The organism is Streptomyces sp. P5F9 (assembly GCF_057961495.1).
This window is the reverse complement of record NZ_JBXVPZ010000339.1, coordinates 1-10,674: the sequence shown is the minus strand read 5'-3', so window position 1 is coordinate 10,674 and position 10,674 is coordinate 1. Positions and strand designations below refer to the sequence as shown.

Here is a 10,674-nt window from a genome sequence, read left to right as displayed (position 1 = left end):
TATCTGTTGTGGCTGTTGGGGCGGAACAGGGCGGGCGGCTGAGGTTCGTCGGCGGCTGCGGGTGCGTGGGGGCTGGTCGCGCAGTTCCCCGCGCCCCTGAAAGACGCAGGGCGACCGGTGTTTTTAGGGGCGCGGGGCTGTATCGATTTGCGGCTCCGCCGCGTGGGCGCGCACCACCGCGCACCGCGCACCTAAAAGCGCCTGTGCTGGTCCGACCCTTTAGGGGCGCGGGGAACTGCGCGAGCAACCACGACGCACCCGCCACTCGACAACGCACCGGGCCCCGGAGCCGCACTGCTCCGGGACCCTGATAGAAGCGACGCCGTCAGATCGTCGCCGTGTCGATCACGAACCGGTAGCGGACGTCACTCGCCAGCACCCGCTCGTACGCCTCGTTGATCTGGTCCGCGGAGATCAGCTCGATCTCGGCGCCGAAGCCGTGCTCGGCGCAGAAGTCCAGCATCTCCTGGGTCTCCGGGATGCCGCCGATGCCGGAACCGGCGAGGGTCTTGCGGCCGCCCATCACCGAGAACAGGTTGAGGGAGACGGGCTCCTCGGGGGCGCCGACGTTGACCAGCGCGCCGTCCGTCTTCAGCAGCGACAGGTACGCGCCGAGGTCGAGCGGGGCCGACACCGTGGAGATGATCAGGTCGAGGGTGCCGCGCAGTTCCTCGAAGGTCTTCGGGTCGCTGGTCGCGTAGTAGTGGTCGGCGCCGAGCTTCAGGCCGTCTTCCTGCTTGCGCAGGGACTGCGAGAGGACGGTGACCTCCGCGCCGAGCGCGTGCGCGATCTTGACGCCCATGTGGCCGAGGCCGCCCATGCCGACGATCGCGACCTTCTTGCCGGGGCCGGCGTTCCAGTGCCGCAGGGGCGAGTACAGGGTGATGCCGGCGCAGAGGAGCGGCGCGGCCTCGTCGAGGGCGATGCCCTCCGGGATGCCGAGGACGAAGTTCTCGTCGACGACGACCTTCTCGGAGTAGCCGCCGTAGGTGGGCTCGCCGTCCTTGCCGACGGCGTTGTACGTGCCGACGTTGCCGCCGGTGCAGTACTGCTCCAGGCCCGCCTTGCAGTTGTCGCACTCGCGGCAGGAGTCGACCAGACAGCCGACGCCCACGCGGTCGCCGACCTGGAACTTGGTGACGCCGGGGCCGACCTCGGAGACGATGCCGGCGATCTCGTGGCCGGGGACCATCGGGAAGATGGCCTCGCCCCAGCCCTCGCGGGCCTGGTGGATGTCCGAGTGGCAGATACCGGCGAACTTGATGTCGATCAGGACGTCGAACTCACGTACGGCCCGGCGCTCGATGGTGGTGCGCTCCAGGGGAGCCTTCGCGGCGGGGGCTGCGTATGCGGCGACTGTGGTCATGCCGAAACTCTCCTAGCGGGGGAATTGTGCGCCCGGCTGCCTTCCGGCCGGGCACGCTGCCAAGCCTGCCCGAAAGTCCTGAGGCTGCCCAGGTCACGCTTCTGCGTACGTCCGCTGTGCCTACCACCAGCGGGATCAGGCTCCTGGACGTAGGACCGGGAATACTGGGCCGTATGGACGAACAGCCCGAATCCGCCCCCGAGCCCCTGGGCCACGGCCGGCACCTGGACCGACGTGCCGAGCTGAGCGAGTTCCTGCGCACCCGCCGGGCCCGGCTGAAGCCGGAGGACGTCGGGCTGCCGGACTTCGGGCGGCACCGCAGGGTGCCCGGGCTGCGCCGCGAGGAGCTGGCGCAGCTGGCCGGGGTCTCGGTGGCGTACTACACCCGCCTGGAACAGGGCAACGGACGGAACGTGTCGGCCGAGGTCCTCGAAGCGATCGCCCGCGCCCTGCGCCTCTCCGACGCCGAGTCCTCCCACCTCACCCACCTCGCGAAGCCGAAGCAGCACAAGAAGAAGCCGTCGGCCCCCACCCAGCACGTGCGGCCTCCGCTACGGCAGCTGCTCGACGCGATCGAGACGGTCCCGGCGTACATCTGCGGCCGACGCACGGACATCCTGGTGTGGAACCGGATGGCCGCGGCCGTCTTCGGCGACTGGTCGGAGCTGCCGCCGCAGGAGCGGAACTGGGCGCGGCTGGTGTTCCTGCGGCCCGAGTACCGCGAGCTGTTCGTGGAGTGGGAGCAGAAGGCCACGGACATCGTCAGCATGCTCCGCATGGACGCGGGCTGCGACCCGGACGACCCGCGCCTGTCCGCCCTGGTCGGCGAACTCTCCGTCAAGAGCGAGGAGTTCAGGCGCCTGTGGGCCACCCACGACGTCAAGGAGAAGACCTACGGCGTCAAGCGCCTCCGCCACCCCCTGGTCGGCGACCTCACCCTGCACTTCGAGGGCTTCCGCCTCAGCGACAGCTCCGAGCAGTCCCTGATCACCTACCACGCGGAGCCGGGCTCCCCGTCGGCCGACGCCCTGCGCCTGCTGGCGAGCTGGGGCACGGACGCGACCCGGGCGGGGGCGTCGACCCAGCGCCCGGACTTCACTCCGTGACGCCCAGGTCCGCGCGCATCAGCTGCCGCATCGCGGCCAACCGCGGTTCGGCCTCCTTCAGTTGGACCAGCGCCTCCTCGGCGCTCTCACCGTCCCGGGCAAGGCCACGGTCCAGACGTTTGACGACGGCGTCGACACCGGCGAGGACCTGGTTCACCGAGCGGGACGCGTCCAGGATCCGCTCGGGCACGACCATCTGCGCCTCGGCGTAACGGTCCCGGTAGTCGCGGCGGGCCTCCTCCAACTGGTCTCGCTCCAGCTCGGTGTAGACGCCGTCGCGGATGCGGTGGAGGGCGTCCTTGAGCAGCGTGTGGAACTGCCGGGAAGCCCGGTTCATGGCCGTGTAGGCGTCCCGCCGCTCCTCGAACCTCCGTACCCGCTCGGCGAGTTGGGCCTCCTCGGTGCGCTGCCGGGCGGTGAGGCGCTGGCTGAGGACGGGGGCGAAGAGGGTACCGAGCACGCCGACGACGGCGGTGATCATGGCGGTCACGGCGACGGTCATGGGGTGACCCTACGACACCCCCCGCACGGCGGTGTCACCCCTGATAGGGCGGCATCGACCCCCAACTCCAGCGCGGCACCGGCTGCTTGGCGGGCGGTTGCGCGTCCGGGCCGGAGAAGTACACCGCCAGCCGCGTCCCCCACTCCACGTACGCGAGGAACGCCGACCGGAACTCCGCGTCCGTCGGCAGGCCCGCGTCGTCCGCCGCGTCCTGGATGAGGTCGACCCACCGGCGGCGTTGGCGCTCGCTGATGTTCTTGCCGAAGTGTTTGGCGACCATGTGGCCGTGGTCGCCCTGGGTCTCGGAGTAGGTCGCCGGGCCGCCGAAGACCTCGCCGAGCCAGAGGGCGACGTGCGCGGCGTGCTCGGGGGCCAGACCGGCGAAGAGGGGTGCGAGGAGGTCGTCCTTGAGCACCTTGTCGTAGAAGACCTCGGTCAGCCGGGAGAAGGCCTCGGCGCCGCCCGCCCAGTCGTACAGGGTGGGGACGGCGGAGCCGTCGCCGCGCACCGGTGTCGGCTCGTAGTGGCGCATCTCCTCGATGTTCTCGACGTACGGGCCGATCTCGGCGAGGAACGGCGGGAACAGCTCCGACCTGCGGAAACCCTCCAGGTGTGCCTCGGTCGACGTCCAGGTGATGCGCAGGACGAAGTGCTCGGCGTCCTCCTCGCAACGGGCCAGTTCGTACGCCACGCACTGCGGGGCGGCGGCCAGCTGTCGTGCGGCACGGGTGTAGGCGGCCAGGAACTCCACCGACCGCTGCTCGGGGATGCGGTACCGGATGTACTCGACGGTCTCGGCTGTCATGGGGCCACGGAAACACGAACGGCCCACCGGAAGCTGCACTTCCGGCGGGCCGTTCGCTGTCGGCCTACTCGGGCACTAGGCCGTGTCCGCAAAGTCCCGTCGTCCGCCCGAAGGGCGGGCCCCGCGGCGTCCGGTGCGTGCTCTCGGCGTGCCGGGCGGAAGCCCTCGTACTGGACGTACTTGGGCTTTCGCCCGGTGCGGCGAGAGTGCGTGCCGGGCGTCGCGGGGCAGGCGGGACTTTGCGGACACGGCCTAGCGGCTCACTTGCCGTAGTACGCGTTGTAGATCGAGATCGTCGACTTGTTGCCCTTCTTGTCGGCGATCTTCGCGTGGAACGAGATGGCCTTGCCCTTGGCCGGGTTGGTGACGGTGATCCTGCCGTTGACGACGGTGACCTTCTTCCAGGTCTGGCCGTAGTCGTACGACACCCACACGCCCAGGGACTTGAGGTTGCGGCCGGCGGCCGCGCCCTCGACGGTGACCGGGAAGGTCGCCTTCTTGCCGGCCGCGACACGGCTGTCCAGGCCGGTCGTCGCGTTGAAGCGGGCCGTGGAGACGGGGAGTTGGACCTCGTCTCCAGCGGACGGCTTCTTCGAGGAGAACGTCCAGCTCGCGTCGATCCGGGTGGAGGCGGCGGCGACCTTGACGCTGCGGATCACCGAAGTGGTCAGCTTGTACGAGGCGTTGGCGGCCGGGACCTTGAACACCCCCTCGCCGAGCAGCGGGTCCTGGTTGGAGCCCACCTTCGTGCCGTTGCGGTACAGGGTCGTGTTGACCGAGGTGAACAGCGACGAGCCCGCGTGCTGCGCGGAGTCGGCGAACAGCGGCACGATTCCGGAGATCTCGTTGCCGTAGCGGTACACGCCGTAGACGTCGTCGAGGTGCGGGCCGAAGACGGCCGTGTTGAAGGTCCTGGTGTACGTCCGGCCGGCCTTGAAGGTCTCCAGGTCGTTCGAGACGTAGAAGGACTCGGCGATCGGGAAGCCGTCCGCGTCACGCCCGGCGTCCTGCTCGAAGTCCAGCTCCCACTGGACGCCGTTGACGGTGGAGACGTGCAGGACTCGGGTGCCGGGCAGCGGCTGCGGGCTGGTGGTGGCGGAGGCGCCGCCGCCACCGTCGGGCAGGTAGCCGAAGGCGTAGAGCAGGCCGGTCTTGCCGCTCGCCGCGGCGCCCATGCGGCCCTTCACCGTGGCGAGTTCACTCGCCTTGTAGTGCTTGGTGAAGCCGGTGGCGAGCTGCTTGACCTTGCCGCCGGTCGTGGTGTCGTACTGCTCGTCGGTGCCCTTGAGGAAGTGCGCGTCCCACTGCTCGGAGAGCGAACCGTCGGTGATCTGCGGACCGAGGTGCGCGGAGCGGAAGTTGGCGTACGTCTCCAGGAACCAGCCGAAGGAGGCGCCGCTGTCCGCCGTCATGAGCGAGTAACCCGGTGACGCGAAGGCCGACTTGGCGCCGGTGTCCGGCACCGTGACGTCGACCGGCTTGGCGGTGCGGGCGTCGAGCGTGACCGAGGTGTTCTTGGCGATGTCCAGCTTGGGCCGGGCGATCCAGTCGGCGCCCTTGGTGGAGTCCTCCGGGTCCACGAAGATCCCGGTGTCGAGGACGTAACCGCCCTTGGGAACACGGACCTTGACGGTGCCCGACTCGTCGTAGGGGGAGAAGTAGCCGCCGGCGCCGAGGCCGGACAGGCCCGCCACCGTGGCCGTGTAGTACTTCGCGGGAGTGCCGTCACGGTTGATGAACTTCAACGTGAGGTCGTACGACTGGACTTCGCGCACCACGGCCGCGGCCGTACGGACGCTCTGCCCGCCGCCCGTCGCCGTCACGTATGCGGAGTAGGCGCCGTCGAGCGTGCCGCCCAGCTTGGTGTCGACGGTCAGACCGACCGAGGCCGTGCCGCCGGCCGGAACGGTCACCGAGGTCTTGGCGAGCTTGAAGAAGCCCGAAGGAGCCGGCTGGCCCTTGGGGTTGGTGGCGGCCACCGTGAGATTGAGGGTGACGGCCGCGGTGCCGAGGTTGCGGTAGGTGACCTGCTTGGTGACCGGGGTGTCGTCGGTGTGCGGCCACTGCTGGATGCCGAAGCTCTCCGACACCGGGTCGGCGATGACGTTCTGCTTGATGGCCTTGTCGACGGCGATACGGCCCGAACCCTGCTCGAACGGCGTGTAGTTGCCGCCCTTCGCGGACCCGGTGAGCGCGCCCTTCAGCTCGGCGTACCCCCAGGTGGGGTGCTCCTGCTTGAGGATCGCGGCGGCACCGGCGACATGCGGGGTCGCCATCGACGTACCCGAAATCGTCAGGTAGCCGGGCGGGTTCTCGCCGACCTCCTTGTCGATGACGCTGCCCGGGGCCGCGGCGGCGGTGATGTCGACGCCCGGCGCGGTGACGTCCGGCTTGATGGCGCCGTCGCCGACGCGCGGGCCGGTGGAGGAGAAGTCGGCGAGCTTGTCGTTGCCGTCGACCGCGCCGACCGTGATGGCCGCGTCCGCGCTGCCGGGCGAACCGATCGACTGGGGGCCCTCGTTGCCCGCGGCGATCGCGAACAGGATGCCCTTCTCGGTGGAGAGCTTGTTGACCTCCGCCTCCAACGGGTCGATGCCCGGGGTGTCCTGGCCGCCGAGGCTCAAGTTGACGATGTCGGCGCCTTGTTGGGCCGCCCACTCCATGCCGGCGAGGATGCCGGAGTCGTCACCGGAGCCGTTGTCGTCGAGGACCTTGCCGTTGAGGATCTTCGCGTCGGGCGCGACACCCTTGTACTTGCCGTGCGACTTCGCACCGGTGCCCGCGGCGATCGAGGCGACGTGCGTGCCGTGCCCGAAGTGGTCGTTCGCGTCGGTGGCCGTGGAGAAGTTCTTGGACTCGATGACCTGGGTCTTCAGGTCCGGGTGGTCGGCGTCGACTCCCGTGTCCAGTACGGCGATCTTGACGCCCTTGCCCGTGTAGCCGGCCGCCCACGCCTTCGGGGCGCCGATCTGCGGCACGGACTTGTCGAGGCTGGCCTTGCGGACGCCGTCGAGCCAGACGTGCGCGATGCCGGCGGCCGACCTGTCGCCGTTGGTGACGGCCTTCCACAGCTCGGGTGCGTCCTGCTGCGGGGTCTGGACCGCGTCGGCGTTCAGGGTCTTCAGGGACTGGCGCAGCCTGCCCGCGTCCCGGACGTCGGCCTTGGTGGCGGTGGCGGCGCCCTGGTAGCCGACGATGACCTTCAGGCCGGCCTTCTGGGAGGCGCGCTCCGCCGACTTGTTGAGCTCGGTGACGTCGAAGAGCCGCTGGTCGAGCTTGCCGGACGCGATCAGCTGGGCCGCGTCGACGGGTATGACGAGCGTGTGCCCGTCGAGCTTGCGGACCGATACGGCTATGTGTTCACGGCCCTTCGCCGGTTCCAGACCGGCGACCCGGCCCTTCGCGTCGACGGTGACGCGGTCGCCGGTGATCAGGGTGATGTGGTGGCTGCCCTTGAGCCCGGCCTGTGCGGCACCGGCCCGTGCGGAACCGAGTTGTGCGGCTCCGGCCGCACGCTGTTCGGGCTTCGCCGACGCCGGGGTGGTCATTCCGGCGGCGAGGGCTACGGCGGCGGACGCGGCGACGGTGGCCGCGCACGCTCTCTTCACGTGTCTGCGCAAGGCTCCCCCTGGAGCTGAGGTACCGGGCGAATTCCCCGTTCACCCGACCGGGGGAAAGCCCGCACACCCGTGCGTGACACCCCCCGGAACACGCAGTATGCCGAGGGGTGATCACCCGCTCAAGAGATGAGAGGAGGGTGAGAAAGCGCATCCGCGAACTGTTACGCCGTCGCCCGTACTCCGTTACGCAGTCGACGGGTGCAGCCCGCGAGAACTCCGGTACAGAGCCGTCGACCCCGCCGAACTACCGTGCGCGGCAACCGAGTTACTTGGACGACGCGTTCTCCTTCACCGTGATCTTCCCCTTGCGGATGGTGGCGAGACGCGGCGCCTTCTTCGCGATGGCGGAGTCGTGGGTGACCATGATGAAGGTCAGCCCGTGCTCCTTCCACATGCGCTCCAGTACGTCCATGATCTCGTCGCGCATCGACTCGTCGAGGTTGCCGGTCGGTTCGTCGGCGAGCAGCACCTTGGGCTGCTTGACGAGCGCGCGGGCGATGGCGACACGCTGCTGCTGTCCTCCGGACATCTCGCCGGGGAGGTGGTTGGCCCGCTCGCCCAGGCCGACCGAGACCAGCGCCTCGGCGGCCCGTTCCCGCCGGACCTTCGCCTTGATGCCGAGCGGTACGAGGGCGGTCTCGACGTTCTCCTGCGCGGTGAGCGTCGGGATCAGGTTGAAGGACTGGAACACGAAGCCGATGTTCTCGCTGCGCACCTTGGTGAGCTTGGCCTCGGAGAGTTTCGCCAAGTCGACGCCGTCCAGGACGATTTCGCCGGCGGTGGGGCGGTCGAGGGCGCCGATCATCTGGAGCAGGGTGGACTTGCCGCCGCCGGTGGGGCCTTGGATGACCAGGCGGTCGCCGTCGCCGATGGTGAGGTCGATGCCGTCGAGGGCGTGGACGGTTTCCTTGCCGCGTGAGTAGAGCTTGGTGACGCCTCTTAGTTCGTACATGGGGTAACTCCTGGGGAAGTAAAGGGGGTTGGGCGCCGTAAGTCGTCTGCGGGTCCGTCGTGGCTGGTCGCGCAGTTCCCCGCGCCCCTTCAGGGCGCTGCAGTACCGCTGACTACCACGACGGACCCGTACCGGTGTTGGCTACTCGACTCGGCGTAGAGCGTCCGCCGGGCGGAGTCGGGACGCTCGCCAGCCGCCGAAGGCGCCGGCGATCAGGCCGCCGGCTACGGCGAGGCCGACCGCGAGGGCGATGGTGGTGGCGTTGACGGGTGCGGTGAGGGCGACGTCGAGGGTCTTGGCCGCGGCCTGCCGGCCGCCGCCGAACCCACCGCCACCGCCGCCGGGGCCACCCGCTCCACCGCCACCGCCGCCACCCGTGCTGCCGAGGGAGGCCGACAGGGTCGGGCTGATCGCGGTCACGACGTACGCGCCCGCCAGGCCGAGCGCGATACCGAGGACGCCGCCGACCAGACCGTTGACGACGGCCTCGCCGACCACCTGCCGGGTCACCCGGCCGGACTTCCAGCCGAGCGCCTTCAGCGTGCCGAACTCCCGCACCCGGCGCGAGACCGCGGAGGAGGTGAGCAGCCCGGCGACCAGGAACGCGGCGATCAGGACCGCGATCGACAGCCACTTGCCGACGCTGGTGGCGAGGGAAGAAGCGGTGGACAGGGACCCGGAGACGGTGTCGGCGAGATCGGCGGACGTGGTGACCGTCGTACCGGAGACATTGCTCGTGATGGTCTTCTTGACGGCCGAGATCTGCTTGGAGTCGGTCGCCTTGACGTAGATCGTGGTGACCTTGTTCTTGTCACCGCTCAGGGTCTGCGCCTGCGTCAGCGGGATGTACAGGTTGGCCGCCGCGTCGCCGCTGGTGGCGGTGGCGATGCCGATGACCTTGTACTTGACGCTCTTGATGGTGACCGTCGAACCGACCTTGAGCTTCTTCTCCTTGGCGTACGCCGAGTCGGCGACGACGACCTTGGAGTTGGCCTCGGCGGTGGTGAACGTACGGCCGCTGGTGATCTTCGAGGAGGTCAGCGGGCCGAGCGCGGGCTTGGTGACGTCCGTGCCGTAGACCGAGTACGAGTTGATGTTGAAGTTGGCGCCACCGCCGGTGACTTCACCCTGCGGCGCACCGGTACCGCCACCGCGGGTTCCACCGCCGGTGCCGCTTCCCTGGTTCTGCTGGAACTGGCCGCGGGTGAACTGGCCATCGACCTTGACGACGTTGAGGCTGAGCCCGCCGACGGCGTCGGAGACACCCTTCTGCCCCGCCACCTTGGTGACGGTGGTGGAGGCCAGGGTGGTGAAGCCCTGGACCATGACACGGTCACTGCTCTGCGTCTTGCTGTCGTCGTTGTTGTTGGCGTCGAACTGGAACCGCGGCTGCTGCGAACCGCTCGCGGTGGGCGTGGCCGCCTTGGTGACGGTCATGTCCGTGCCGAGTCCGTACAGCGACTGGAGGACCTTGTCCTGCGCCTTCCCCATGCCGGAGGACACGGAGTTGACCACGATGACCAGCGCAATGCCCAGTGCGAGGCCGGAGGCGACGACGAGGGCCGCTTTTCTGCGGCGGCGCAACTCGCGCCTCAGGTAGGTGAAGAACATGGCCCGCAAGCTAGGTACGGCGCGTGATGATGCCATAAGGCCGACATAAGAGAACGATGAGAAGGCTGTAGGTAGGCCAGGAATTGGCCCGCGCGTGGCTGTCAACGGGGCCGCGCTATATGCCGTTCTACGACGTTTACGGCGCCGCCCGGGGCCTGTCCAGCCCTACCCAGGCCCTGTCGAGGCTTTCCGCGTTGCCGTACGCGATGTGCTGGTGTGATGATTTCACCCATGTCTGATCGCGGGGAAAGCGAGACGGAAACGGGCGGCGAGACCGGAGGCATACGGCGGTCCCGGCTGTTGGACTACGCGGAGATGAGCGAGGCGGCGCCCGCTCCTGCACCAATCACCAACCCCGAGCCGCTGAGCAGCGACGTTGTGGCGCGCGGGCGGGACGAATTCGCGGTGCTGCTGGGCGAGTTCCGTCGTACGGCGGTATTGGTGCCCACGGACGGGGACGACGCGCCCTTGGTCGGTGATTTCGGCGGTATCCGGTGGGTCTACGCGTTTTCGAACGAGTCGGCGTTGGCGAGGTTCGCGATCGCGAGGGGTGAAGGCGGGCGGGAGTGGCCGTATCAACGGCTGCTGGGGGCGCGCTTGTTGGACGCGGCGGTGCCGGCTGTGAGTGTGGTGGGTGTGCCGTGCGGTGTGGCCCTGGATGTGGGTACCGAGGGTGAAGGGGCGCTGTTTCCACCGGTGTCGGGGATCGTGG

8 protein-coding genes are annotated in these 10,674 nt (G+C 69.2%); 2 read left to right on the top strand and 6 right to left on the bottom strand.

Translation table 11 applies throughout. The annotated features are described in order from the left end of the window. Positions 1 to 325 precede the first annotated feature (325 nt). A complete protein-coding gene (locus AC31A1_RS37120) occupies positions 326 to 1,366 on the bottom strand; it encodes an NAD(P)-dependent alcohol dehydrogenase (protein WP_489657515.1) in 1,041 nt (346 codons plus the stop codon). 173 nt (positions 1,367 to 1,539) lie between these two features. On the opposite strand from AC31A1_RS37120, the gene AC31A1_RS37115 reads away from it, so the two are divergent. Continuing rightward, on the top strand, positions 1,540 to 2,472 hold the full coding sequence (locus AC31A1_RS37115) for a helix-turn-helix domain-containing protein (RefSeq protein ID WP_489657514.1): 933 nt from the start codon (positions 1,540 to 1,542) through the stop codon (positions 2,470 to 2,472). Here the strand turns inward: AC31A1_RS37115 and AC31A1_RS37110 are convergent. From AC31A1_RS37110 to AC31A1_RS37090, 5 genes are all read right to left on the bottom strand, one after another. Next, on the bottom strand, positions 2,462 to 2,974 hold the full coding sequence (locus AC31A1_RS37110) for a hypothetical protein (protein ID WP_489657513.1): 513 nt from the start codon (positions 2,972 to 2,974) through the stop codon (positions 2,462 to 2,464). The two genes, AC31A1_RS37115 and AC31A1_RS37110, sit on opposite strands and share 11 nt — an antisense overlap. Positions 2,975 to 3,008: 34 nt before the next feature. Further along, entirely contained in the window at positions 3,009 to 3,779 is a 771-nt protein-coding gene (locus tag AC31A1_RS37105; RefSeq protein ID WP_489657512.1) for a group II truncated hemoglobin, read from the bottom strand. Positions 3,780 to 4,039: 260 nt separating this feature from the next. After that, positions 4,040 to 7,387, bottom strand: a complete 3,348-nt coding sequence (locus tag AC31A1_RS37100) for a S8 family peptidase (protein WP_489657511.1) — start codon at positions 7,385 to 7,387, stop codon at positions 4,040 to 4,042. A gap of 277 nt (positions 7,388 to 7,664) precedes the next feature. After that, entirely contained in the window at positions 7,665 to 8,351 is a 687-nt protein-coding gene (locus AC31A1_RS37095; RefSeq protein ID WP_489657510.1) for an ABC transporter ATP-binding protein, read from the bottom strand. Between the two features lie 141 nt (positions 8,352 to 8,492). Next, complete coding sequence (locus AC31A1_RS37090) at positions 8,493 to 9,962, bottom strand: ABC transporter permease (protein WP_489657509.1); 1,470 nt, start codon at positions 9,960 to 9,962, stop codon at positions 8,493 to 8,495. A 231-nt stretch (positions 9,963 to 10,193) separates the two neighbouring features. On the opposite strand from AC31A1_RS37090, the gene AC31A1_RS37085 reads away from it, so the two are divergent. Continuing rightward, a partial coding sequence (locus AC31A1_RS37085) for a hypothetical protein (protein ID WP_489657508.1) occupies positions 10,194 to 10,674 on the top strand: 481 nt, incomplete at its 3' end.